Genomic DNA, 24,407 nt, shown 5'->3' with positions numbered 1-24,407 from the left:
TCGACCGTTCGCGTACGGACGGCACCTGTTAGCGGTCGCGCGCGAGCGGCAGCTCAGGTGGCGCGGTAGGCGACAGTTATGTCGTAGCGGTCTGAGCGGTAGATGGAGCGGCCGAACTCGATGACCTGGTCGGTGGCGGTTCGGGGGGCCGAGGTGATGATGAGGCAGGGGGTGGAGTTGTCGATCTCCAGGAGTTCGGCGTCACCTGGTTCGGGTGGGGCGGCGACGATGGAGGCGGAGACCATGCCCAGCGTCACGCCGTACTTCGTGGCGAGGATCGTGTAGAGCGACTTCTCGGCGAAGTCGATCTCGTCCAGGCCGGGGTAGCGGTTCAGGGAGAGGGCGGTGCGCTCGATCGCCATCGGGTCGCCGTCGGCGGTGCGCAGGCGGACCAGGTGCAGGACCGGCGCGCCGACGGCCTCTTCGAGCTCGCGGGCGAGGTGCTCGTCGGCCGCGCCGACGCGGTGTTCGAGGACCTTGGCGCCGGGCTCGATGCCGCGGTTGATCATGTCCTGGCTGAACGACGAGGCGAGCATCCGGGACGGGCGCGGCTCGGAGACGAAGGTGCCGCCGCCGGGGCGGCGATTGGCCAGGCCCTCGGCCACGACGCGGTCGACCTCCTGCCGCACCGTCATCCGGGCGACGCCGAAACGCTCGGCGAGGACGCGCTCGGACGGCAGCACGGTGCCGACGGCCAGCGAGCGGGTGAGGTTCTCCAGAATCTCGCGAATCTGGTCACCCTTCGGACGATCGGTCCGCAGCTCGGTAGGGAGCTCAGCGAGATCGCCGGGGTTGTTCCTTGGGCGGGCCATGAGGTCAGTATCCCTGGGAATCTGCCCGGCAAACCGGTTGCCGGGGAACGCGGGCCGCGGCTGGGTCCTGGCCGCGCAAGGCGCCGCGACCACTTCGTCCCGGACGTCCTTGTCAGCCTGACTGTAACGTCCGGTGCCGCCTCACGGCCAGTGACGATCCACAGCCTCAGCCAATCCCAGCGGGGGTAGGTTTAACGTTATGACCCCGGGACAGTTCGTGCAGGAGACGTCGTCGACCGGTGAGTGGAAGCGGCAGGGCAACAGATTCACCGGCCGGATCTCCCGCGACTCCACGGCGGCACCCGGCGAAGGACCGGACGGCCAGGGCCGCTGGCCGGTCGAGCCGGGTCGGTACCGGTTGGTCGCAAGCCTCGCGTGCCCGTGGGCGCACCGCTCGATCATCGTCCGCCGGCTGCTCGGCCTCGAGGACGCGATCAGCCTCGCGGTCGTGGACCCGGTCCGCGACGACCGCGGCTGGCGGTTCACCCTCGACCCGGACGATCGCGATCCCGTACTGGGCATCGAGTACCTGTCCGAGGCGTACCTGCGCACCGACCCGTCGTACGACGGTCGCGTGACCGTACCCGCGATCGTCGACACCACGACCGGCGAGGTCGTCACGAACGACTACCCGCAGATCACTCTCGACCTTTCCACCGAGTGGACCGACTTCCACAAGATCGACGCCCCGCAGCTGATCCCGGCCGATCGCGCGGACATGGACCAACTGATCGACGAGATCTACCGCGACGTGAACAACGGCGTCTACCGCTGCGGTTTCGCGACCAGCCAGGAGGCGTATGACGCGGCGTACGACGTGCTGTTCGCGCGGCTCGACCTACTGGAGGAACGGCTCGCCCACCACACCTATCTCCTCGGCGACACGTTCCGCGAAGTGGACATCCGGCTGTTCACCACGCTGGTCCGCTTCGACGCGGTGTACCACGGGCACTTCAAGTGCAACCGGCAGAAGCTCACGGAGTTCCCGAACCTGTGGGCGTACGCGCGCCGCCTGTACCAGCTTCCCGGCTTCGGCGAGACCGTCGACTTCGACCAGATCAAGCGGCACTACTACGTCACCCACAACAACATCAACCCGACCGGCATCGTCCCGAAAGGCCCGAACCCGCTGGCCTGGATCAGCTAGCAACCGCAGGTTGATCGCGCCCGCCACGTCAGTCCCGGACCGCAACTCTCCGTTGCCCTGAGCAACCTTCAACGCCGCCGCGTTGGCGCCGCAACGGTGGAAACCGCACCCCGACGCCTACCGGAGCGGCGCTCGGGAGGCGTTAGAATGGTGTTGGTGCGCCGGGAAGTCTGGTCGGCAGTCGTCCGACCGACCCCAAAATGAAGGGCCGTTGATGAGCCAGCACCCGCGGATCCGGCAGCGGAAGCGCGCATTTCCCCGCATTCTCGGCCGTGAGCGGGCCTTTCTCGCTGAGACGTTGCGCGCCGAGACGACCGGTGGCCTGCTGTTGCTCGCCGCGGCCGTGGTCGCACTGGTCTGGGCGAACTCGCCCTGGCAGGACGCGTACCACCACGTCCGCGACGCGCAGCTCGGCCCGCTCACCGTCGAGGGCTGGGCGACCGACGGCGCGCTGACCCTGTTCTTCTACCTGGCCGGGGTCGAGCTGAAGCGCGAGCTCGTCGTCGGCACCCTGTCCAAGCTCAACGAGGCCGTCGTCCCGGTGGTCGCGGCGATCTCCGGAATGGTGCTCCCGGCAATCATCTACCTGATCACCAACCTGGTCATGAACGACGGCAAGCCGCACGGCTGGGCGGTGCCGACGGCAACCGACATCGCGTTCGCGCTCGCCGTGCTCGCCATCGTCGGCTCGTCGCTGCCGAGCGCGCTGCGGGCGTTCCTGCTCACCCTCGCCGTGGTCGACGACTTCGGCGCGATCCTGGTGATCGCGGTGTTCTTCTCGCACGGGTTCCACCTGTTCCAGTTGCTCGCCGCGATCGCCCTGATCGCACTCTGGTACGTCCTCCAGCGCCGCCGCGTCCGTACGCCGTTCCTCTACGTGCCGATCGCCATCGCGGCCTGGTGGTTCATGCACGAGTCGGGGATCCACGCGACGATCGCCGGTGTCGCGCTCGGGCTCGTCACGCGGGTGGTCGCGGATCCTGGCGAGGACGAGGCGCCGGCCGAGCGGATCGAGCACCGGCTGCGGCCGTGGTCCGCGGCGGTCGCCGTACCGCTGTTCGCGTTGTTCGCCGCCGGGGTGACGCTGAGCGGCGGCGCCGTACGGCAGATGCTGACCGACCCGGTCGCGATCGGTATCGTCGCCGGGCTGCTGGCCGGGAAGGCGATCGGGGTGTTCGGCGGATCGTGGTTGACCGCGCGCTTCACCCGGGCCGAGCTGAACTCCGATCTGGCCTGGCGCGACGTCGCCGCGGTGTCGGTGCTGGCCGGGATCGGGTTCACGGTCGCGCTGCTGATCGCGCAGCTCGCGTTCGGGCCGGATGCCGCCCAGGTCGAGCGCGCGAAGGCCGCCGTACTGATCGCCTCGGTGCTGGCCGCACTGATCGCCGCGCTGCTCCTGGCTCGCCGGAACCGCGCGTACACCGATTGACCCGCGGGCGTGGGCGGTAGTGTCGGGGCACGGACGTGCGGGAAGGAGTCGCGATGTCGATGAACGGGGACGAGCCCACGGTCGGCCAGCTGGTAGCGAATGCCAGCAAGGACCTGTCCAGCCTGGTCCGCAGCGAGCTCGAGCTCGCGAAGACCGAGCTGAAGAAGACCGCGATCGCGGCCGGAACCGGAGCCGGGATGTTTGCGGCGGCAGCGTTCCTGGCGCTGCTCGCGGTCATCCTGCTGTGCATCTCCGCGGCGTACGGCCTGACCGCGGCGGGGCTGCACCCGGCCATCGCGTTCCTGATCGTCGCCGGCGCGTTCCTGCTGATCGGCGCGATCCTGGTGTTCATCGGGATGCGGGCGCTGAAGAGCGCGAAGGGTCCGACGCGGACGATCGAGACCTCGAAGGAGTCGGTCGAGGCGCTGAAGTCGATCGGCAAGGGCGACGACGAGACGTACGCCTTGCCTGAGCCGGGCGTACGGCGCTGAGCCCGGCAGGAGTCGTCGACCTCCTGGTCGACGGCCCCTGGTCGCACTCACTGGTCGCGGCCAACGGGGCCCGGTTCCACGTCGCGGAGTGTGGCGCGGCGAACGATCCGCTTATCCTGTTCCTGCACGGCTTCCCCGAGTTCTGGTGGGCCTGGCGGCACCAACTGCCGGTTGTCGCGGCTGCCGGGTACCGCGCGGTCGCGATGGACCTGCGGGGGTACGGCGCCAGCGACAAGACCCCTCGTGGTTATGACCCGTACACCGCGGCCGCCGACGTGTCCGGCGTGATCCGGTCGCTCGGCGCGACGGATGCGGTCATCGTCGGGCACGGGTGGGGCGGGTTCATCGGGTGGTCGGCCGCCGTACTGACGCCACGGCAGGTCCGGGGGCTGGCTGCCGTGTCGGCACCGCACCCGCTGTTGCTCACCCGATCCGGGCAGACGAAGGCACTGACCCGAAGCGCTTGGTTCCAGCTGCCGATCCTGCCCGAGCGCCGGCTGCTGGCGCAGGACGGGATCCACATCGAGCGTCTGCTCCGCGCCTGGGCCGCACCCGGCGGGACGTTCCCCGACGCGGAGGCGTCACGGCGCTATCGGGCCGCTCTGCAGGTCTGGCCGGCGCCGCACTGCGCGCTCGAGTACCACCGCTGGTTCGTCCGGTCTCGGCTACGGCCGGACGGGCGGAAGTACTCGGCGAAGATGCGTACGCCGGTCGCCGTACCCGTCCTGCAACTCCACGGAGCACAGGACGCAGCCGTGTCCCCGAGCGCGACCACACCCTCGCATCTGGTCACAGCACCGCTGCGCCACGAACTCATCACCCCCGCCGGCCACTTCCCGCACGAGGAAGCGCCAGACCTGTTCAACACCCTTCTCGTGGACTGGCTGAAGGGCATCCACCCACAGGCAGGACGCCGGTGACGGCACCGACAGTGCCGATGACCTTCCAGGTGCCGGCCACCTTCTCGATCCGGTAGGTCAGGATCGAGCCGCGGCCGCAGTCGTAGAAGATGCTGGCATGCACTTCCTGGTGGTCGGCCTTGCTGACCACGGGGCCGAGTGTGACGGTCGCAACCCGTCGAGCGGTGCAGGCTTCGTCCACGCCACCCCACGCGACCGGCGCGAGCGGCCGGACCGCCTCCTCGATCCGCGCCTTCGCGGCGGCGGAGAACGTCACGACCGGGGCCGGGGATGCCTTCAGCACTTGGGTGTGCGGGCGCTGACCTTGCCCGAACACCTGCACGACCTGCCAGCCGTCAGAGGGCTCGGCCAGGCGCGCGATCGAGACGGTGGCGGCAGCCCAGATGCGGCCGTCGTCGGGGCCCGCCGACGTCGCCGCCGGTGACGCCGCCAACGGCTGATCGGAGCGGTCGGGGCGGTGGACGCCGTACAGGACTCCGACCAGGACCGCGAGGACCGCGGCGGCCGCGAGCAGGACCGGGACCGGGTTCCGGCGCTTGGTTGCCTCGGGCAAGTGGTCGGTCAGGGTCTCGCGCTCGGCGAAGGTCTCCCGGAGGAGGTCGCCGAGCTCGTCGTCGGTCAGCCGGGTCAGCTTCGTCATATCAGGCCTCCTCAGCGGGCAGTTGGTTGCGGAGAGCCGCGAAGGCTCGGGCAGCGTTGGATCGGACGGTGCTCGGGGTGATGTCGAGAAGCTTGCCGATCTCGTCGTCCGGAAGGTCCTCGTAGTACCGCAGGACGAGCACGGCGCGTTGCTTGCGGGGCAGCCCGGCCAGCAGCCGCCAGACGGCATCGCGCTGGGCCTGCCGGGTGCCGATGTCCTCATCGGTAGGTACGTCGCGGGGCTCGGCGACCGGCAGCTCGCCGTGTTTCAGCAGCCGTCGCCAGCTGAGGAACTCGTTGAGCACCATCCGGCGCAGATAGGCCTCGGGCTGATCGACCCGGCTGATCCGGCTCCACTTGCGGTACGCCCGCGTGAAGACGGTCTGGACCAGGTCCTCCGCACTGTGCCGTCCGCCCGTCAGCATGACGGCGAACCGCAGTAACCGTTGCTCGCTCGCCGCTACCAGCTCGTCGAACGACAACTCACGCCCCACCTCACTCGCTGTCACCGCCACAGTCCTTCAACGCGGTGACCAGCGCGATCTGCTGCATCAGGTGCAGGACTGGGTGGAGACCTCTTGGGTGGCGGTGGTGCCGGCGCGGGCGTCTGCGGCGACCTGCTGGGCGGTGAGGACGTAGCCGGTGCGGTTGTCCTCGACGGAGGCCGCGAAGACCACGCCGTACACGACGCCCTTCGCGGACAGCAGCGGGCCGCCGGAGTTGCCGGGGCGGACCGAGGCCCAGATCGAGAACGCCTCGCGGGTGACCGTCTTGTCGCCGTAGATGTCTGGGCCGCGGAGCCGTTCCTCGGAGCGGATCCGGGCCGGCTCGGAGTCGAACGGGCCGTTCTCCGGGTAGCCGAGCACGACCGCCGGGTCGTCGGCCTTACCGGTGAAGTCGAAGGACAGCGGCGTCTCGGTCATCTTCGGCACGTACAGCACCGCGATGTCGGTCTCCGGGTCGAACACCACGACCTTGGCGTCGTACTTCTTCCCGTTCACCTCGACCTGCGGCGAGCTGACGCCGGCGACGACGTGGGCGTTCGTCATCACGCGCTTCGGTGCGTAGACGAACCCGCTGCCCTCCAGGCCGCGCGAGCAACTGGCGACGCCGGTGACCTTCGCGATCCGGGTGTACGCGTCCCGGACCGACTGCTGCCGGGCGATCCCGCTGTCCGGCGGCTGCGTCTCCCGGATCCGCTCCGGCACGAACGGGTCGAGGAACCGCGGGAACAGGTCCGTGTTGACCACGTCGTTGAACGACTGCAACGCGCGGTCGGCGCTGTTCGGCAGTACTTCGTCGACCTTCGCGAGCACCTCCGACCCGCGGACGGCGGACGTGACGCTCGGGATCCGGGCGCCGCTCACCGCGACACCGAGGACCCAGGCCACGATCAGCACGCTCGCCGCCGCCAGGACGGCACCGCCGAGCGCGTCCAGGAATCGCACCGGTCGCCAGGACAAACGCCTCCGCACCTTGGTGCCGACCAGCGCCCCGAGCATTCGCCCGAGCGCGGCCAGCCCCACCACGAGCACGAGCGCCGCGAACGACACCGTCACGCTCGGTGAGAAATGGTCCAGCGCCTTCGGCACGCCCCAGACGCCGATGGCCGCGCCGCCGAGCAGGCCGAGCGTGGCGCACGCCCCGAGCACGAATCCTTCGACGTACCCGGAGATCGCCACAAGTGCCGCCGTACCCAGCACCGCCCAGTCGAGCCAGCTCATTCCACGCCTTCCGACTTGTCACCTGGCGTCAGGCCGAGATCGTGCTCGATGGCGGTCATCCGCCGCACGTCCTCCGGCCGTCGTCCCTCGCTCCGCCAGGCCGCCTCGACCAGTCGGTCGGGCAACGGTACGACGTTCGAGGGGTCCCAGTCGCGGTACCAGCCGCCGAGCTGCAGCATTTTGTCCAGCAACCCGGCCGTGAAACCCCAGATGTAGAGGTCCCCGACGGTGAACGCCGGGCCGGTGAAACCGCTCGGATGCAGGCAGCTGATCCGGTTCACCGGGTCGGCGAGCGCGCTGATCGGCACCTCGTGCACGGACGCGACCTCGGCCGGGTCGACCACCGCGACCGGCGACGGCTCCCGCCACCAGGCCAGCACCGGCGACACGCCGAAGTTGCTCACCGGCACCCAGAGCGCCGGCCAGATCGCGAACGGTACGACGCCGTCCGGGTCGAGGCCGGTCTCCTCCTCGGCCTCGCGCAGCGCCGTGCGGACCAGACCGCTCTCCCCAGGACCGTCCTCCGGGTCGGCGCCGCCGCCCGGGAACGCCATCTGCCCGGCGTGTTTGCGCAGCGTCCAGGCCCGCTCGGTGAGCAGCACCTCCGGCCCGTCGTTGCCGTCAGCAAGCAAGATCAGGACCGCGGACTTCCGCACCGACGGGTCGTCCGGCGGCAGGAACCGGGACAACACGTGCGGATCCACGTCCTCGGACGCCTTCGCCAACGGCTGCAGCCAGTCCGGGATCCCGACGTCGGCGAAGATCACCGGGTCACCCCGAGCTTGTCCTTGAGCAACTCGTCCAGTTGCTGTTGGGACGTCAGTACGCCGCGGTGCACGTACGCGACCGTGCCCTTGTCGTCGACGAAGGCGGTCAGTGGCGGGCCGCCGACCTTCAGCGCCTGCTGGATCGCTTTGTCCTGGTCGATGACATGCGGATAGGCCAGGCCCTCCGCGCCGGCGAACTTCACCGCGAGCTCCGGCCGCGGGTCGTCGTAGTCGATCCCGAGCATCGTCACCTTGCCGGACTTCGCCAGCGCAGCCAGGTACGGCGCTTCGTCGCGGCACGGGCCGCACCACTGCGCCCACACGTTGATCACCAGCGGCCCCCGGAGATCTGCGAGCCGGACGTCCGGACCGCTGCCGAGACACGGCAGGCTGATGTCCGGCAGCCCGTTGCTGACCGGTGGTTTCGAGGGCGCCGACGGGCAGGCCTCGAGCTGGTCCGCGCCCGCCACCGCGCTCCGCCCGGACGACGGCGTACCGCTGTCACCTGCTCGCTCCGATCCACACGCCGCCAGTGTCACCGACAGCACCAACGCCGCCCCTACCCAGAGCGATCGCGTGCCGCGGAACGACGTACCGGACCGAGGACTCACGCCGGGACCTTCACCAGCTTCGCCGCGACCTCGGGGTCCGTGGGGCCGGTGCCGTACGACGGGCACCACTGGGCGATCGGGCAGGCGCCGCAGGCCGGCTTCTTCGCGTGGCAGCGCCGGCGGCCGTGGAAGATCAGCCGGTGCGACAGCATCGTCCAGTCCTTCTTCGGGAACAGGTCGCCGATGATGTGCTCGACCTTGACCGGATCCTCCTCGGCGGTCCAGCCGAACCGGCGGACCAGGCGGCCGAAATGCGTGTCGACGGTGATCCCCGGGACGCCGAACGCGTTGCCGAGGACCACGTTCGCCGTCTTCCGGCCGGTGCCGGGGAGCTTCACCAGGTCCACGAGCTTGTTCGGTACGACGCCGTCGTAGTCGTCGACGAGCGCCTGGCCGAGCTTCATCACGCTGTTGGTCTTCGCCCGGAAGAAGCCGGTCGGTTTGAGGATCGCCTCCATCTCGTCCCGGTCGGCCTCGGCGTACGCCTGCGCGGTCGGGTACTTCGCGAACAGCGTCGGGGTCACCTTGTTCACCATGACGTCGGTCGTCTGGGCCGAGAGGATGGTGGCCACCAGCAACTCGAGCGGAGTGGTGAAGTCCAGCTCGCAGTGCGCGTCGGGGTAGGTGTCGGTCAGCACCTTGTGCATTTTCCGGGCCCGGCGGACCAGCTGGGTATGCGTCTCGTCGACGTACACCGGGGCCTTGCGGGGGAGGTTCAGCGAGACCGTCGGGAGGGCACCCGGGACTGGTTCCGCGGCAAGCGGGGATGGCATGCAGGCCAGCCTACGTCCGCCCACCGACAGCCCGCGTTGCCCGGCTAGGAAGCCGGCAGCGGCACGACGACGGCGAGATGGCTGCCGTTGCCCAGCGGCCGCGGTACGCCGGCCGCGTCGTACCGAGCCGCCAGGTCGTTCACGACTCCGACGGTCAACGCGAGGTCCACGACCGCCGTACCCTCGGGCGCCAACTCGGTCTCGGCGTCGTTGGGCGGGTTGTTCCCGACATACCGAGCGAAGTCCGTGTAGACGTGCCAGCACGCCAGCGCGATCTCGGCCCGGCCCGGTTCGGTACGGCGTACGCGCAGGTCGCCGTACGCGGCCCAGTCGGTGTCGGCCATCCAGAGCTTCGTGCGACCGCCCTGCTCGTTCGCCAGCAAGTCGGGCAGAGCTTCGTCGGCTCTTTTGGTGAGGAAGTACTGGATCGCCGAGACCTGATCGCGGTCGGCCGGACGAATTGCCGGAACCCAGGCAGTCGCCCACTGCTCGCCTGCGCGCACCTTCTCCTGCGCGTACTCGACGGCCTCCTCGAGCCGGCCCTCCCCGACCAGGATCCGGAGGATCCGCTCGCCCTTGTCCCGCCTGTCGTCCATCTCGCCCCCTCATCCGCCCCGGCAGCCAATCCTCCAGCAGGGATCGGGGCGGCGGCGCGGCGAGCGGCGGGTCGGGGGTTACTGAGGGTGCTGAGGGGCACACTGTGTGGTGCTCCGGCGAGTCGGGGCGAGCCTACATGGCGGTGCCGACACCCGAGGAGCTACGGTTTTGGGGCGACCGGGTGTACACATATCGGTCGACGGACGTGGCGGATCCCACGTTCGTAGTCGTGGTCGAAGGTCCTAGGAGGCCCAGAAGTGGATGCCGCAGTGCTCCGACAGGCACCGCTGTTCAGTCAGCTCGACGACGAGGCGGCCGACGCCCTGGCCGCCTCGATGACCGAGAGCCGGCTGCGCCGCGGCCAGGTGCTGTTCCACGAGGGCGATTCCGGTGACCGGCTGTTCGTCGTGGTCGAGGGCAAGGTCAAGCTGGGCCGCACCTCCGCCGACGGCCGGGAGAACCTGATCGCCGTCCTCGGGCCGGGCCAGATGTTCGGTGAGCTGTCGCTGTTCGACCCGGGACCGCGGTCCGCGACCGTCACCGCCGTCACCGACGCCCAGCTGATGTCGCTGACCCACGACGAGCTGCTCCGCTGGCTCGACGGCCGCCCCGCGGTGGCTCGCGGCCTGCTGCTGCAGCTGGCCGGCCGGCTGCGCAAGGTCTCCGACGTGGTCGCCGACCTCGTCTTCTCCGACGTACCGGGCCGGGTCGCGAAAGCCCTCCTGGACCTCGCCAGCCGCTTCGGCCGCACCGCCGACGACGGCGTGCACGTCCACCACGACCTCACCCAGGAGGAGCTCGCCCAACTGGTCGGCGCCTCCCGCGAAACCGTCAACAAGGCCCTCGCCGACTTCGCCTCCCGCGGCTGGGTCCGCCTCGAGCCCCGCTCGGTAGTCCTCCTCGACGTAGACCGCCTCCAACGCCGCGCCCGCTAACCCTCACCCCATTTCCCTGGCAGACCCACCAATTTGGCTGGCTGACCCACCAATTTGGCTGGCAGACCAGCGAGTTCGGGGGTTCCACACCGTTGATAAGGGTGTGGAACCCCCGAATTGGTGGGTTACCCAGCCTGGTGCGCCTCCCGTGACCGGGCGAACGCCCGCCGGATGAGCATCGCCGTACGGGCCGGATGCGCGAGATCCTCCCAGGTGAGTCTGACCATCTGGAGACCCAGAGCACGCAGCCGGTCTTCGCGGGCCTTCTCCTGGATCAGCACCACGCTCGACCCGTCGGTGTACTTCGACATGCCGTCGAACTCGACGATCGTGCGATGCTCCGGAAAGTAAAAGTCGACCCGGCCGATGAAGCCGTCCGCGTCGTGGAAGACCGCCTGAAGCTCCGGCACCGGGAGACCTTGCTGATGCATCACCACCCGCAGCCGCGATTCACCCACTGATTCCGCCAACGGACTCGCGAAACCCAGTGCGGACCGGATGGTCGGCCCACCGGGCCAGAACTCGGTCTGCGCGACCACGCTGCGCAACTGGGCATCGGGCACGAGGCGATTCCGCAGTACGGCGTCAGCGCTCACTACTGCGGCTTCGAAGGACGCCATGGCCGCGGTCTCGACGAGGGATCGAGCGACCGAGGTGACAGTCAGGTTGTCGAACTCGATGACAGCATCGCCAGTCAGTCGGCCGTGGTGATGTCTGACCCCGGCAGCCGAGCCGCTGCGAGCCGAATTCGCCCTCGTCAACTGCACCTCGTTGAGGTCCACGTCCCAGACCGGCACATTGTGGACGACGAGCGCCGAGTGGTGGCTGACTACCGCCGTACCGGGACGCATCGCGTTGACAGCCGCGTACACCAGCCGCCGGTGGAGCAGGAGTTGGCGTTCCCAGGGCGGCAGGTGCTTCAGGTCTACGCGCTCGACGTACTGGCCGTGGCGAACTCGTTCCCACCGGCCGTCGCGCAGGCGGTCCTGGATCTGATCGGGCGTGTACCCCGACCCGAGAGCCTGCCGACGACTGAACACGCTGCCTTGCTTGTCGGCTACCGCCTTCAGCCTGGGGTTCATACCTCCAGCATCAACCGAGCCACGCGGTCCCGGGGCGCCTCCCGTCGCATCTGTGGATAACCCCATTTGCCTGGCCAACCCACCAAATCAGGGGTTAATCACCCAGGTTCCGGGTCACAAACCCCTGACTTCGTGGGTCAGCCAGCGAAATTGGTGGGTCAGCCAGCCAAATAGTCGAGTTGGGCGCGGACGGAGCGTTCGGCGGCGGGCCAGAGGGGTTGGGGTACGTCGGCGTAGACGTGTTGGACGATGGACTCTGGGGTGGTGTGGCCTTCGGCCAGGGCGGCTCGGACCTGGTTGAGGCGGTCTTGGCGGTGTTCCAGGTAGTACGAGAGGACGCCGGACGGGTCGTCGATCACGGGGCCGTGGCCGGGGAGCAGGCGGAGTACGTCGGCTGGGGAGTTCGCGAAGGCCCGGAGGCGTTCGAGGGAGTCGAGGTAGGGGCCCAGGGCACCGTCCGGGTACGCGACGACCGACGTACCGCGGCCGAGGACGGTGTCTCCGGTGAGGAGCGAGCCGTCCTGGGGGAGCCAGAAGCAGACCGAGTCGAGGGTGTGGCCGGGCGTCGGGAGGACCTCGATCCGGAGGCCGTCGGCGGTGATCACGTCACCTTCCGACAAACCGTGGGCGTGGTCGGTGGGGATCCGGAACCCGGGATCTACCGCGCGGACGCCGCAGCCGGCCTGGTTGGCGAACCACGCGGCGCCTTCGGAGTGGTCCGGGTGCTTGTGGGTCAGCAGTACGACGGCGACCTTGCCGGCCGCGTCCAGGACCGCGCGGAGGTGGTCCTCCAGCATCGGGCCGGGGTCGACGACCACCGACCGCTTCGCGTCCGGGGCGCGGAGGATCCAGGTGTTGGTGCCGTCCAGCGTCATCACGCCGGGGTTGTCGGCCCGCACCAGGGTGGCGTACTCGGTGACGTTCATGTGGTCTCCAGATAGGCCTGGTCGCCGTCAACGCGCACGGTGGGCATGATCGCCTTGATCTCCCGCTCGCCGGCCGCGTCCAGGATCGCCGCGACATCGTCGTACGGCGAGAGCTCGTGGCAGCAGATGTACGTCGGGGGCAGCATCAGCACCTCGCCCGCGTCGACGGCCGCGACCGCGTCCGCCGGGCGGATCCAGGTGACCTGGTCGGACTCGCTCGTCACGTCCCGGGTGACCTGCCCCGCGGGGAGCGCGGCGACGAAGAACGCGGTGTCGTACCGCTTGGGCTCGAACTCCGGCGTGATCCAGTGCGCCCAGGGGCCGAGCAGGTCGGCGCGCAGGACCAGCCCGCGCCGGTGCAGGAACTCCGAGAACCCCAGCTCGCGGGTTTCCAGCGCGACCCGGTCGGCCTCCCAGTCGGCTCCGGTGGTGTCGCCGACGACCGAGTCCTTCGACGGTCCGGCGAGCAGGACACCCGACTCCTCGAAGGTCTCGCGGACGGCGGCGGCGACGTACGCCGCTGCCGTCTCCGCGGAGCAGCCGAGCCGCTCACCGAACCAGTCCGGCGAAGGCCCCGACCAGGAGTCCGCGACCGTCGAGTCCGTCGCGTCGACCCGCCCGCCCGGAAACACCGTCATCCCGGCCGCGAACGCCATGGTCCGCTGCCGGCGCAGCAGGTAGACCTCCGGCCCGCCAGCCGCCGCTCCGGCCGATCCAGCCGGCGCGCTCGCGGGTGCGTCGCGGAGGAGGATGACGGTGGAGGCGGGGCGAGGTTCGGCCGGCCTGCGGGTGCCCTCGGCGTACTCGAGGGCTACCTCGGCCATCCGGCCGGTCATCAGCTGCGACTTCAGGTCCCGCACGAGCGGTCAGCCGACCTCGACGATCAGTTCGATCTCGACCGGGGCGTCGAGCGGGAGGACCGGGACGCCGACGGCGCTGCGGGCGTGCTGCCCGGCGTCGCCGAAGACCTGGCCGAACAGCTCGGAGGCGCCGTTCGCGACCTGCGGCTGGCCGGTGAAGTCCGGCGTGGAGGCGATGAACGCGACCGCCTTCACGATCCGCTTCACGTTCCCCAGGTCGCCGATCTCCGCCTTGACCGCGGCCAGTGCGTTCAGCGCGCACTGCTGGGCGCACTCGCTGGCGACCTCGGGCGTGACCGCGTCGCCGACCTTGCCGGTGGCGATCAGCGTGCCCTCGCGCAGCGGCAGCTGGCCGGACGTATAGACCAGATCACCGGTCCGGACGGCCGGGACGTACGCGGCGACCGGCTTGGCCACCTCGGGCAGCTTCAGGCCGAGCTCGGCGAGCTTCTCCTCGGGGTGGCTCATTTGTCCTCGATCTCCCGCTTGAAGTAGGCGACCAGGTTCTCCGGGTTCATGCCCGGGACGACCTGGACCAGCTCCCAGCCGTCCTGGCCGAAGTTGTCCAGGATCTCCTTGGTCGAGTGGACCAGCAGCGGCGCGGTGAAGTACTCGAACTTCTTCATGAAGGGGACTCTAACGGGCTCCGGAGACGTGTGTCCTGGAGCACGTCCTACCCTGGGACCTATGGCGCGACTGCACGTGGTGACCGGCAAGGGCGGCACCGGGAAGACCACCGTCGCGGCCGCTATGGCGCTCGCGCTGGCGGAGCAGGGCAAGCGGATCCTGCTGGTCGAGGTCGAGGGCCGTCAGGGTCTCGCCCAGCTCTTCGACGTACCACCCCTGCCGTACGTCGAACGCCGGATCGCGCACGGACCCGGTGGCGGTGAGGTGTTCGCGCTGGCCGTGGACGCCGAGGCCGCGCTGCTGGAGTACCTCGACATGTACTACCACCTCGGCCGCGCGGGGAAGGCGCTGGAGAAGGTCGGCGCGATCGACTTCGTCACCACGATCGCCCCGGGGCTCCGCGACGTACTGCTCACCGGCAAGGTCTACGAGGCCACCCGCCGCAAGGTGCAGGGGAAGCTCGCGTACGACGCCGTGGTGGTGGACGCCCCGCCGACCGGGCGGATCGCGCCGTTCCTGAACGTGAACACCGAGGTCGCCGGCCTCGCCAAGGTCGGACCGATCCGCAACCAGGCGGACGCGATCATGGGCATGCTGCGCTCCGACATCACCCGGATCCACCTGGTCACGCTGCTCGAGGAGATGCCGGTCCAGGAGACCCTCGACGCAGTCGGCCATCTGGAGGCGCTGGACCTGCGGATCGGGTCGATCGTGGTGAACCTGGTCCGCAAGAGCCCGCTCGACGACGATGCGCTGGCCCTTGCGGTGAAGGAGAAACTGCCCACGGCCGAGCTGACCAAGGGCCTGAAGGCGGCCGGCCTCACGATCGGCGACGACCTGGTGGAGACACTCGCGAGCGAGGCGCACGACCATGCGATCCGGGTCGGGCTCGAACGCGAGAACCGCGACCGGATCGATGCCCTGGGCAAACAGGTGACGGAGCTGACGCTGCAGCCGGACGGGATCGACCAAGGCACGCTGATCGACCTGGCTGAGGAGTTCCGGGCATGAACCTGGATCTGGACGCGCTCATCGACGACGCCGACACGCGGATCATCGTCACCTGCGGCTCCGGCGGCGTCGGGAAGACCACGACCGCGGCCGCACTCGGTCTCCGAGCAGCGGAGCGCGGGCGGAAGGTCGTCGTACTCACGATCGACCCGGCCCGACGGCTGGCGCAGTCGCTGGGACTGACCGAGCTCGACAACACCCCACGCGCGGTCGCGGAGGTGAACGCGAAGAACGGCGGCCGGCTGGACGCGATGATGCTCGACATGAAGCGGACGTTCGACGACGTCGTCCTGCAGCATGCGACACCCGAGAAGGCCGAGCAGATTCTCGCGAATCCCTTCTATCAAGCGCTTTCCTCGTCGTTCGCGGGCACGCAGGAGTACATGGCGATGGAGAAGCTCGGGCAGCTGCACAAGCAGGCCGAGCGGACCGGCGAGTGGGACCTGATCGTGGTGGACACTCCCCCGTCACGGTCGGCACTGGACTTCCTGGACGCGCCGGAGCGGTTGGCGTCACTGCTCGAGGGCCGCTTCCTGAGGCTGCTACTGGCGCCGGCGCGTGGCCCGTTCAAGCTGATGTCGGCCGGGGTGAACATGGCCATGTCGGTGCTGAACAAGGTCCTCGGCGCGCAGGTGCTGACCGACGTACAGACGTTCGTGGCGGCGTTCGACACGTTGTTCGGCGGGTTCCGGCAGCGGGCCGAGCAGACGGTCGCGCTGCTCCGCGAGCCGCACACCTCGTTCCTCGTCGTGGCCGCGCCGCAGAACGATGCGCTGCGTGAGGCGTCGTACTTCGCGGAGCGGCTGCGGGCCGAGGGAATGCCGCTGGCCGGCGTCGTGCTGAACCGGGTGACGAACACGGAGGCACCGGAACTGTCGGCGGAGCGGTCACTCGCTGCAGCCGAGAAGCTGGATGAGGCGGACAAGTCGCCGCTGACGGCCGCCGTACTGCGGTTGCACGCGGACAAGATGCAGCAGGTCGTGGGCGACCACAAACGCGCGGAACGCTTCCGGCGAGGTCACCGCTCGATCCGGACCGTCGAGGTGCCAGCACTGGCCGACGACGTGCACGACCTGACCGGTCTGCGCCGGATCGGCGAGCTGCTCACCGCCTGATTTCACCCTCAGCGAACGGCGGGAATTACTTACTTACACCCGTGGTTGAGCCCATCAGACTCAACTTGGAAAAGGGTGTGACAGCGTGACCGATACGTTGAATCTTCCTGTACTGCCGCTGGACGACGTCGTGGTCCTGCCGGGAATGGTCGTGCCGGTCCGACTCGCTGACAGCGAGGCCCGGGCGGCGATCGATGCCGCGCAGGCCGCAGGTCAGGACCAGGTGCTCCTGGTCCCGCGGCTGGACGGAAAATATGCCAAGGCCGGAACGCTCGGCGAGATCGAGCAGATCGGCCGGCTGCCGGGCGGTGCCCAGGCGGCTGTGATCCGCGGGACCCAGCGGGTCCGCATCGGCGCCGGGACCGCCGGCCCGGGTGCGGCGCTCTGGGTGGGCGCGACGGTGATGCACGAGATCACCGACGACCGCTCCGTCGAGCTGGCCCGCGAGTACAAGACCCTCACCACCTCGGTGCTGCAGCGTCGCGGCGCGTACCAGGTGATCGATTCGATCAAGCAGGTCGACGACCCGGCGGAGCTGTCCGACCTGGCCGGCTACGCGTCGTACCTGAACAACGAGCAGAAGTCCTGGCTGGTGGAGAACGCGAACGTCTCCGAGCGGCTGGAGAAGCTGATCGGCTGGGTGAAGGGCCACCTCGCCGAGCTCGAGGTCTCCGAGACGATCCAGAAGGACGTCCAGGAAGGCATGGAGAAGCAGCAGCGGGAGTTCCTGCTGCGCCAGCAGATGGCCGCGATCCGCAAGGAGCTGGCCGAGCTCGACGGCAAGGCCGAGTCCGAGGAAGAGGACTACCGGGCCCGCGTCGAGGCGGCCGACCTGCCGGAGCACGTGCAGAAGGCGGCGCTGGCCGAGGTCGACAAGCTGGAGCGGACCTCCGAGCAGTCCCCCGAGGTCGGCTGGATCCGGACCTGGCTGGACACGGTGCTCGAGCTGCCGTGGAACGAGCGGACCGAGGACAGCTACGACATCCGCGAGGCGCGCGCCGTGCTGGACGCGGACCACGCCGGCCTGGACGACGTGAAGCAACGCATCACGGAGTACCTGGCCGTACGGCGTCGTCGCGCGGACCGTGGTCTCGGTGTCGTCGGCGGTCGCCGCAGTGGCGCCGTACTGGCGCTGGTCGGTCCTCCTGGCGTGGGTAAGACCTCGCTGGGCGAGTCCGTGGCGCGGGCGATGGGCCGGAAGTTCGTGCGGGTCGCCCTGGGCGGCGTACGGGACGAGGCCGAGATCCGTGGCCACCGGCGGACGTACGTCGGTGCGCTGCCGGGCCGGGTCGTCCGGGCCATCACCGAGGCGGGTTCGATGAACCCCGTCGTACTGCTGGACGAGATCGACAAGGTCGGTGCGGACTACCGGGGTGACCCGACGGCCGCGCTGCTCGAGGTCCTCGACCCGGCGCAGAACCACACCTTCCGGGACCACTACCTGGAGGTCGAGCTGGACCTGTCCGACGTGGTGTTCCTGGCCACGGCGAACGTGCTGGACTCCATTCCGGCGCCCCTGCTGGACCGGATGGAACTGGTGCAGCTGGACGGGTACACCGAGGACGAGAAGGTCGTCATCGCCCGTGACCACCTGCTCCCGCGTCAGCTGGAGCGGGCGGGCCTGACGGCGGACGAGGTGACCATCGAGGACTCGGCGCTCCGGGTGCTCGCGGGTGAGTACACCCGGGAGGCCGGCGTACGGCAGCTCGAGCGGTCGATCTCGCGGGTACTGCGGAAGGTGACGGCCAAGCTCGCCCTCGGCGAGGACGTTGGGAACCTGACGATCGACGGCGGTGGCCTGAAGGGCTACCTGGGTTCGCCCAAGTTCACGCCGGAGTCGGCGGAGCGTACGGCGCTTCCGGGCGTGGCGACCGGACTGGCGGTGACCGGTGCGGGTGGTGACGTGCTCTTCGTCGAGGCGTCGCTGGCCGACAAGGAGACCGGCCCGACCGGAGTCACGTTGACCGGGCAGTTGGGTGACGTGATGAAGGAGTCGGCGCAGATCGCCCTGTCGTACCTGCGCTCGCACGGTGCGGAGCTGGGGCTGCCGGTCGGCGACCTGGCCGAGCGGAACGCACACATCCACGTGCCGGCCGGTGCTGTCCCGAAGGACGGACCGTCGGCGGGTGTGACGATGACAACGGCGCTGGCGTCGCTGCTGTCCGGGCGGCCGGTCCGCTCGGAGGTCGCGATGACCGGTGAGGTGTCGCTGACCGGACGGGTGCTCCCGATCGGCGGGGTGAAGCAGAAACTGCTCGCCGCGCACCGGGCCGGGCTGACCACGATCCTGATCCCGAAGCGGAACGAGCCGGACCTGGAGGACGTGCCGGCGTCCGTCCTCGCGGAGCTGACCGTGCACCCGGTGAGCGACGTCCGAGAGGTGCTGGATCTGGCGCTGGAGCCGGCCGAGGTTCAGGCGCACCAGTACGCCGCGTAACGCAGTACGTACGAGGGCCCGAGCAGCTGATGCTCGGGCCCTCGTCCTTTTGGATGAACTTTGTCCAGCGAGGGTGACTGAACTCACACGCGGAGCGGTAACCCTAATCGGGGGTCCCGTAGTCTTAACAACCATGCGCGTAGGGGAAAAGGGCGACCGGGGCGTCGTCCAATCTGTGGTTCTGTTCCTAGGGGTGAGCGTGCTGTCGGGGGCCTTGGCCGCCGGTCTCGCCATCCCGTTCGCCGGCCTCGCCGGATTCACCACGGAGAAGACTTCCGACACGCTGCAAGACCTGCCGCAGCAGTTCGACGAGGTGCCGCTCAAGCAGAAGAGCACCATCCTGGCCGCCGACGGTTCGGTGATCGCCACGCTCGCCGAGCAGAACCGGGTTCCGGTCAAGCTCAAGGACGTCGCGCCGATCATGCAGAAGGCGATCGTCGCGATCGAGGACGACCGCTTCTACGAGCACGGCGCACTGGACGCGAAGGGCACGCTGCGCGCGCTGCTGCAGAACCAGTCGTCGGGCTCGGTGCAGCAGGGCGGTTCGAGCATCACCCAGCAGTACGTGAAGGTCAGCCTGGTCGAGAAGGCGAAGACCCCGGCCGAGCTCGCCGCCGCGACCGCCGACACGTACCAGCGCAAGATCGCCGAGCTGCGGTACGCGATCGCGGTCGAGAAGCAGTACTCGAAGAACGAGATCCTGGAGAAGTACCTCAACCTCGCGAACTTCGGCGACGGCGCCTGGGGTATCCAGGCCGCCGCCCAGCACTACTTCTCGGTGAACGCGTCCCAGCTGACGCTCCCGCAGGCCGCGATGCTGGCGGGCCTGGTGAAGAACCCGACCGGCTACGACCCGACCAACGACGCCAAGCGCGCCAAGGACCGCCGCGACGTGGTGCTCCGCCGGATGCTGCAGCTGAACGTCATCTCGGTCGCCCAGGCCAACTCGGCCCTCAAGACCCCGGTCATCGACCCCGCGAAGGTCCGGCCCAACAAACTTGGCTGCGGTAACGGCCCGTACCCGTTCTACTGCGAGTACGTCGTTGCCGAGCTCGAGAACAACCCGGCCTTCGGCAAGACGAAGACCGATCGGGCGAACTACATCAAGACGGCCGGCCTGACGATCCGCACCTCGCTCGACCCGAAGATCCAGGCGGACGCGCAGCGCTCCATCGACACGCACGCCAAGCCGACCGACCAGGCGATCGCGGCGATCACGATCGTCGAGCCGGGTACAGGTCTGATCAAGGCGATGGCGCAGAGCCGCAAGTACGGGAGTAAGCGCGGCCAGACGGCGTACAACTACAACGCCCCGAAGACGTATCCGGGCGGGTACGGCGGCTTCCAGAACGGTTCGACGATGAAGGCGTTCACGATCGCGGCGGCAATCCAGAAGGGCATCCCGCTCAACTACAAGATCGCCTCGCCGAGCCCCCTGAACATGGGCGGCCAGAAGTTCAGCACCTGCGACGGGACGTACAAGACCGAGGACGGCTACAGCCCGAAGAACTCGACCAACAACGTCCCGGATCCGACGATGATCCAGGCAGCGCAGAAGTCGACCAACACCTACTTCCTGCAGCTCTCGCAGCGGACCGGCCTGTGCCCGATCGCCAAGATCGCTGCCGCGCTGGGGATGTACGACGCCCAGAGCCTCGGTCCGCTCGACCAGGTCGCGTCGATGACCCTCGGCGTCGGTTACATCACGCCGTTGCAGCTGGCGAACGCGTACGCCGCCTTCGCCGCACGCGGCATGTACTGCACGCCGTGGTCGATCACCACGGTCAAGGACTCGGCCAACAAGTCCGTCAGCATCCCGGGCGCGAACTGCAAGCAGGTGCTCGCGCCGGAGGTCGCCGACGGCGTGAACGCGGTGCTGCATCAGGTCATGGAGCCGGACGGCACCGGCGGCAAGCTGAAGTTCGGCAAGAGCGACCTGGCCGGCAAGACCGGAACCATCCAGGACGCCAAGGCCGTCTGGTATGCCGGTTACTCGACCAAGCTCGCCGCGGCCGCAACGGTGGCCGACGCGTCACTGCCGTACACCCGGTTGCAGGGCCAGACGCTCAACGGCAAGAAGATCAACGACCCGACGGGCTCCGGTACGGCCGGGCCGATCTGGGAGGCTGCCATGAAGGCAGCCCTGCAGGGTTATCCGACCACGCGCTTCGTCGCGCCGACCGACAAGACCCAGCGCGGTGACGTGAAGAGCCTGCCGTTCGTGAACGGCATGAACCCCGACGACGCCGCGAACAAGCTCCGCCAGGCCGGCTTCGAGGTCGCGATCGCCTCCGGCACGGTCAACTCCGAGGAGACCGCCGGCACGGTCGCCTACACGGACCCGAGGCAGCGCGACGGCGCCCCCGACGGCTCGCTGGTGACGATCTACGTGTCGAACGGCAGCAAGCAGAACAAGCCGGCGACGCCGCAGAACACCACCAAACCACCGTCCACCCCGACCACGCTGAACCCGAACTGTCTGCCGACGAATCCGAGGTATCCGAACTGCGGCGGTCGCGGCCGGGGTCGCTAGCCCGGCGGTCAGGCGCCGAGTTGGCGCTTGACCTCGGCGGAGACGACGCCGCCGTCGGCCTTGCCCTTCACCTTGGGCTGCAAGGCGCCCATGACCTTGCCGATGCCGCGCGGGCCGAGTTCGGCGGCGCCGGTGGCGGCGATGGTCTCGGTCACCAGGACCTTGATCTCGTCCTCGCTGAGCTGCTCGGGGAGGTAGCCGGCCAGGATGTCCGCCTCGGCCTGCTCCTTCTCGGCGAGCTCGGCGCGGCCGGCGTCGCGGTAGGCGACCACGGACTCGCGGCGCTTCTTGGCCTCGGAGCTGAGTACGTCGACGATCTCGGGGTCGCTGAGCTCGCGGGCCTCCTTGCCGGCCACCTCCGCCTTGGTGATCGCGGTGAGCGCCATCCGCAGCGTCGACTTGCGGATCTCGTCGCGCGCCTTGAGGGCGGCGGTCATGTCGTCGTGCAGGCGCTGCTTCATTCCGGAGTTGGACATACCTGAGATTGTGGCAGGCTGGTGAAATGAGCTTGCGCGGGATCGCCACCACCACCCTGAAGACCACCGCGGTGGTCAGTGCCGTGGGTGCCGCCTGTGTCGCGTATGCGGCCGGTATCGAGGTGCGGTGGTTCACGCTGCGCAGAGTCACGGTGCCGGTGCTGCCCGAAGGGACCGCGCCGCTCAAGGTGCTGCACCTGTCGGACCTGCACCTGATGCCCACGCAGGAGAAGAAGATCCGCTGGGTCAACGACCTGGCCGCGCTCGAGCCCGACCTGATCGTCAACACCGGCGACAACCTCGCGAGCGAGTACTCGGTCCCTCCGCTGCTCCGTGCGTACGGCGATCTGCTCGATCTTCCCGGGGTGTTCGTGTTCGGCTCCAACGACTACTGGAAGCCGCACTTCAAGAACCCGGGCAAGTACCTGCTGCCCGCGCACAAGCAGCGCCACAAGCCGCACGGCCCCGACCTGCCGTACGAGGAGATGCGCCGTGCGTTCAGCGGCGCCGGCTGGACCGACCTGAACAACGCCAAGGGCACCCTGAAGGTGAACGGCCTGCGGCTGGACTTCGCCGGCACCGACGACCCGCACATCAAGCGCGACCGGTACGACGAGGTCGCGGGCGAGATCGACCCGACGGCGGACCTGTCGATCGGCGTCACGCACGCGCCGTACCAGCGGGTCCTGAACGGCTTCGTCGGCGACGGCTATCCGCTGGTCCTCGCCGGACACACGCACGGCGGTCAGCTGGCGGTGCCGTTCTACGGCGCGCTGGTGACCAACTGCGACCTCGACACGTCCCGCGTGAAGGGCCTGTCGACGTGGGGGCACGACGGCCGTCAGGCAGCGCTGCACGTGTCGGCAGGGCTGGGTACGTCGCCGTACGCGCCAGTCCGTTTCGCCTGCCGTCCGGAGGCGACCTTGCTCACCCTCGTCCCACGCAATAACCCGATTTCGTCCGGACGCTGAGCCCATGTAAGCTACTCGCGACTTCGGGCTGTGGCGCAGCTTGGTAGCGCGCTTCGTTCGGGACGAAGAGGTCGCAGGTTCAAATCCTGTCAGCCCGACCACCATTGAGGGTCAGTCACTGCGGTGACTGGCCCTCAGTGCGTTCTGTCGTGTCGCGGAGGTGCTGGGGTGAGCGGGGCCGATCACTACGAAGTGCTGAATGTCGAGCGCACGGCCAGCGCCGCCGAGATCAAGACCGCGTACCGGAAGCTGGTCCGTCAGGTGCACCCGGACCAGGGCGGCAACGCGGCGCTCTTCCGCCTCGTGCAGGAGGCCTGGAACACGCTCTCGGACCCGGTCAAGCGCGCCTCCTACGACCGCTTGCTGGCCGGCCAGCAGACGACGACCACCAGCGAGCCCCGCCGCGAACCACAGCCCGAACCGGACCCACAGCCCGAACCTGAGCCCACGTGGAGCTGGTCGACCGACCAGCCCTGGTCAAGCGAGCCGTCGTCGAGTGAGCACGCGGAGCAGCCCAGGACGACCGGCGAGCCTTTCCAACCGGTCGACGCCGGCCCGATCCATGCCGTCCCGACCTTCGGCCGCTGGCGAACCCCCGCCCTCATCGCGCTGACCGCCTTCTGCACACTCGTCATCTGGATCCTCGTCAGCACCGGCTACCACGGCTTCTGGGACGTTGTCTTCGGCATCGGTACCGCCGCGATGATCGTGGTGGCGATGCCACCGCACTGGAGCCGGCGGGTGCCTCTCGGCGGCCTGTTCAAGGTGCTCGGCGTCCTCACCGCGGCCTTCTTCCTGCTGGCGCTGATCCTGACGCTGAATCCGTTCGCGGCGAGCGGCGCGTCCACGATCGGCCGGATTCTGCTCGGCGCGGTGGTCGCGGGTCTGGTGGTCGTCCGGATCCTCACCGGTCGCTGGTCGAAGGCGCACGCGCTGGATCTGGCGATCGACCGGACCGCGACGTACGAGTTCAACCTGTGGGGCCGTCCCGGCGAGCCGCTGGTCGACGATGCGCTCGCCGCGCCGATCTCGGCGTACGACGTGCTGCTGCAACGGCGTACGGCGAACCTCCTCGACCCTGTCGTCGGCGCGCTGCCCGCGGCGAAGCTGGTGCACGGTGCGCAGCTCGGTGCCGTCGCCGTCGATCACATGCTGATCAACGGGCACCGCGTCGCTCTGGTCGTGTCGCTGGTGGGACCGCCCGGCGCGTACTCCCTCGACGCCTACGGTTCCCTCGTCTTCAACGGCCAGCCGATCGACAGCCCGGCGCCGGCGCTGGAGGCCGCAGTCGCTGCCTGGAGCGGTCGGCTTCGGACGGCTGAGGTGCGCGGCTTCCTGATCGTGCACCCGGCGGACGGCCAGGGCCGGATCACGACGCAGTTCGGCCCCGATGCCGCCGTTTCGTGTCTGTCGGCACAGTTCGCCGACCGAGACCTCCTCGCCTGGCTGCAGCCCGAGGGCAACGTGGTCGATCGCCGGCTGCTGTACGACGTCCTGCGCCGCGCGCCGTACGGCCTAATGTGA

Annotated in this window: 25 protein-coding genes and 1 tRNA gene; 12 read left to right on the top strand and 14 right to left on the bottom strand. The window is 69.2% G+C overall.

Features of this window, described 5'->3' with window-relative positions:
• Nucleotides 1–53 precede the first annotated feature (53 nt).
• Nucleotides 54–812, bottom strand: coding sequence for a GntR family transcriptional regulator (locus OHB24_RS13750; RefSeq protein ID WP_327639389.1), 759 nt, complete (start codon nt 810–812; stop codon nt 54–56).
• A gap of 199 nt (nt 813–1,011) precedes the next feature.
• On the opposite strand from OHB24_RS13750, the gene OHB24_RS13745 reads away from it, so the two are divergent.
• From OHB24_RS13745 to OHB24_RS13730, 4 genes are all read left to right on the top strand, one after another.
• Nucleotides 1,012–1,959 (top strand): glutathione S-transferase family protein, encoded by a 948-nt coding sequence (locus tag OHB24_RS13745; protein WP_327639388.1) that lies wholly within the window; start codon nt 1,012–1,014, stop codon nt 1,957–1,959.
• Between the two features lie 214 nt (nt 1,960–2,173).
• Nucleotides 2,174–3,388 carry a Na+/H+ antiporter NhaA gene (gene nhaA / locus OHB24_RS13740; protein ID WP_327639387.1) on the top strand — a complete coding sequence of 405 codons (1,215 nt, stop codon included), beginning with the start codon at nt 2,174–2,176 and terminating at the stop codon, nt 3,386–3,388.
• A gap of 53 nt (nt 3,389–3,441) precedes the next feature.
• Nucleotides 3,442–3,879, top strand: a complete 438-nt coding sequence (locus tag OHB24_RS13735; RefSeq protein ID WP_327639386.1) for a phage holin family protein — start codon at nt 3,442–3,444, stop codon at nt 3,877–3,879.
• Nucleotides 3,876–4,799, top strand: a complete 924-nt coding sequence (locus OHB24_RS13730) for an alpha/beta fold hydrolase (RefSeq protein WP_327641058.1) — start codon at nt 3,876–3,878, stop codon at nt 4,797–4,799. The genes OHB24_RS13735 and OHB24_RS13730 overlap by 4 nt, the downstream gene beginning before the upstream one ends.
• On the opposite strand, the gene OHB24_RS13725 is transcribed toward OHB24_RS13730, so the two are convergent.
• Genes OHB24_RS13725 through OHB24_RS13695 form a run of 7 tightly spaced genes read right to left on the bottom strand, consistent with a single transcriptional unit; the run spans nt 4,741 to nt 9,909 of the window.
• Nucleotides 4,741–5,439: a hypothetical protein gene (locus tag OHB24_RS13725; RefSeq protein WP_327639385.1), complete on the bottom strand. Its 699-nt coding sequence runs from the start codon at nt 5,437–5,439 to the stop codon at nt 4,741–4,743. The two genes, OHB24_RS13730 and OHB24_RS13725, sit on opposite strands and share 59 nt — an antisense overlap.
• A gap of 1 nt (nt 5,440) precedes the next feature.
• Nucleotides 5,441–5,947: a SigE family RNA polymerase sigma factor gene (locus OHB24_RS13720; protein WP_327639384.1), complete on the bottom strand. Its 507-nt coding sequence runs from the start codon at nt 5,945–5,947 to the stop codon at nt 5,441–5,443.
• Between the two features lie 42 nt (nt 5,948–5,989).
• Nucleotides 5,990–7,162, bottom strand: a complete 1,173-nt coding sequence (locus OHB24_RS13715; protein ID WP_327639383.1) for a MarP family serine protease — start codon at nt 7,160–7,162, stop codon at nt 5,990–5,992.
• Complete coding sequence (locus OHB24_RS13710; RefSeq protein ID WP_327639382.1) at nt 7,159–7,929, bottom strand: NUDIX hydrolase; 771 nt, start codon at nt 7,927–7,929, stop codon at nt 7,159–7,161. The genes OHB24_RS13715 and OHB24_RS13710 overlap by 4 nt, the downstream gene beginning before the upstream one ends.
• Nucleotides 7,926–8,540, bottom strand: coding sequence for a TlpA family protein disulfide reductase (locus tag OHB24_RS13705; RefSeq protein ID WP_327639381.1), 615 nt, complete (start codon nt 8,538–8,540; stop codon nt 7,926–7,928). Before OHB24_RS13705 ends, OHB24_RS13710 begins: the two co-directional genes overlap by 4 nt.
• Nucleotides 8,537–9,313, bottom strand: coding sequence for an endonuclease III (gene nth / locus OHB24_RS13700; RefSeq protein ID WP_327639379.1), 777 nt, complete (start codon nt 9,311–9,313; stop codon nt 8,537–8,539). The genes OHB24_RS13705 and nth overlap by 4 nt, the downstream gene beginning before the upstream one ends.
• A gap of 44 nt (nt 9,314–9,357) precedes the next feature.
• Nucleotides 9,358–9,909: a hypothetical protein gene (locus OHB24_RS13695; RefSeq protein ID WP_327639378.1), complete on the bottom strand. Its 552-nt coding sequence runs from the start codon at nt 9,907–9,909 to the stop codon at nt 9,358–9,360.
• Between the two features lie 258 nt (nt 9,910–10,167).
• Between OHB24_RS13695 and OHB24_RS13690 the strand changes: the two genes are divergently transcribed.
• Nucleotides 10,168–10,845 (top strand): Crp/Fnr family transcriptional regulator, encoded by a 678-nt coding sequence (locus OHB24_RS13690; RefSeq protein WP_130386963.1) that lies wholly within the window; start codon nt 10,168–10,170, stop codon nt 10,843–10,845.
• A gap of 125 nt (nt 10,846–10,970) precedes the next feature.
• Here the strand turns inward: OHB24_RS13690 and OHB24_RS13685 are convergent, their stop codons facing one another.
• The 5 genes from OHB24_RS13685 to OHB24_RS13665 all read right to left on the bottom strand — a co-directional run bounded on the left by OHB24_RS13685 (nt 10,971) and on the right by OHB24_RS13665 (nt 14,339).
• The gene (locus OHB24_RS13685) at nt 10,971–11,927 is read right to left on the bottom strand and encodes a type IV toxin-antitoxin system AbiEi family antitoxin domain-containing protein (RefSeq protein WP_327639377.1); all 957 of its coding nucleotides are present in this window, start codon (nt 11,925–11,927) and stop codon (nt 10,971–10,973) included.
• 158 nt (nt 11,928–12,085) lie between these two features.
• A complete protein-coding gene (locus OHB24_RS13680) occupies nt 12,086–12,853 on the bottom strand; it encodes an MBL fold metallo-hydrolase (RefSeq protein ID WP_327639376.1) in 768 nt (255 codons plus the stop codon).
• Nucleotides 12,850–13,713, bottom strand: coding sequence for an NUDIX hydrolase (locus OHB24_RS13675; protein WP_327639375.1), 864 nt, complete (start codon nt 13,711–13,713; stop codon nt 12,850–12,852). The genes OHB24_RS13680 and OHB24_RS13675 overlap by 4 nt, the downstream gene beginning before the upstream one ends.
• A 6-nt stretch (nt 13,714–13,719) precedes the next feature.
• On the bottom strand, nt 13,720–14,181 hold the full coding sequence (locus OHB24_RS13670; protein ID WP_327639374.1) for a RidA family protein: 462 nt from the start codon (nt 14,179–14,181) through the stop codon (nt 13,720–13,722).
• Nucleotides 14,178–14,339 carry a DUF4177 domain-containing protein gene (locus OHB24_RS13665; RefSeq protein WP_130386959.1) on the bottom strand — a complete coding sequence of 54 codons (162 nt, stop codon included), beginning with the start codon at nt 14,337–14,339 and terminating at the stop codon, nt 14,178–14,180. Before OHB24_RS13665 ends, OHB24_RS13670 begins: the two co-directional genes overlap by 4 nt.
• 61 nt (nt 14,340–14,400) lie before the next feature.
• On the opposite strand from OHB24_RS13665, the gene OHB24_RS13660 reads away from it, so the two are divergent.
• The 4 genes from OHB24_RS13660 to OHB24_RS13645 all read left to right on the top strand — a co-directional run bounded on the left by OHB24_RS13660 (nt 14,401) and on the right by OHB24_RS13645 (nt 21,436).
• Nucleotides 14,401–15,351: an ArsA-related P-loop ATPase gene (locus OHB24_RS13660; RefSeq protein ID WP_327639372.1), complete on the top strand. Its 951-nt coding sequence runs from the start codon at nt 14,401–14,403 to the stop codon at nt 15,349–15,351.
• Complete coding sequence (locus OHB24_RS13655) at nt 15,348–16,466, top strand: ArsA family ATPase (RefSeq protein WP_327639371.1); 1,119 nt, start codon at nt 15,348–15,350, stop codon at nt 16,464–16,466. Before OHB24_RS13660 ends, OHB24_RS13655 begins: the two co-directional genes overlap by 4 nt.
• An 85-nt stretch (nt 16,467–16,551) precedes the next feature.
• On the top strand, nt 16,552–18,903 hold the full coding sequence (lon, locus tag OHB24_RS13650; RefSeq protein WP_327639370.1) for an endopeptidase La: 2,352 nt from the start codon (nt 16,552–16,554) through the stop codon (nt 18,901–18,903).
• A gap of 133 nt (nt 18,904–19,036) precedes the next feature.
• A complete protein-coding gene (locus tag OHB24_RS13645) occupies nt 19,037–21,436 on the top strand; it encodes a penicillin-binding protein (RefSeq protein WP_327639369.1) in 2,400 nt (799 codons plus the stop codon).
• Between the two features lie 8 nt (nt 21,437–21,444).
• Here OHB24_RS13645 and OHB24_RS13640 read toward each other — a convergent pair whose 3' ends face one another.
• On the bottom strand, nt 21,445–21,912 hold the full coding sequence (locus tag OHB24_RS13640; RefSeq protein WP_327639368.1) for a GatB/YqeY domain-containing protein: 468 nt from the start codon (nt 21,910–21,912) through the stop codon (nt 21,445–21,447).
• A 32-nt stretch (nt 21,913–21,944) separates the two neighbouring features.
• On the opposite strand from OHB24_RS13640, the gene OHB24_RS13635 reads away from it, so the two are divergent.
• The 3 genes from OHB24_RS13635 to OHB24_RS13625 all read left to right on the top strand — a co-directional run bounded on the left by OHB24_RS13635 (nt 21,945) and on the right by OHB24_RS13625 (nt 24,407).
• Nucleotides 21,945–22,883, top strand: a complete 939-nt coding sequence (locus OHB24_RS13635; RefSeq protein ID WP_442913990.1) for a metallophosphoesterase — start codon at nt 21,945–21,947, stop codon at nt 22,881–22,883.
• A 24-nt stretch (nt 22,884–22,907) separates the two neighbouring features.
• A tRNA-Pro gene (locus tag OHB24_RS13630) sits at nt 22,908–22,984 on the top strand.
• 67 nt (nt 22,985–23,051) lie between these two features.
• Complete coding sequence (locus tag OHB24_RS13625) at nt 23,052–24,407, top strand: J domain-containing protein (RefSeq protein WP_327639366.1); 1,356 nt, start codon at nt 23,052–23,054, stop codon at nt 24,405–24,407.

This window comes from Kribbella sp. NBC_00482, assembly GCF_036013725.1.
Taxonomy (GTDB): domain Bacteria; phylum Actinomycetota; class Actinomycetes; order Propionibacteriales; family Kribbellaceae; genus Kribbella.
The sequence above is the reverse complement of the archived record's forward strand: the minus strand, read 5'-3'. Positions and strand labels throughout refer to the sequence as shown.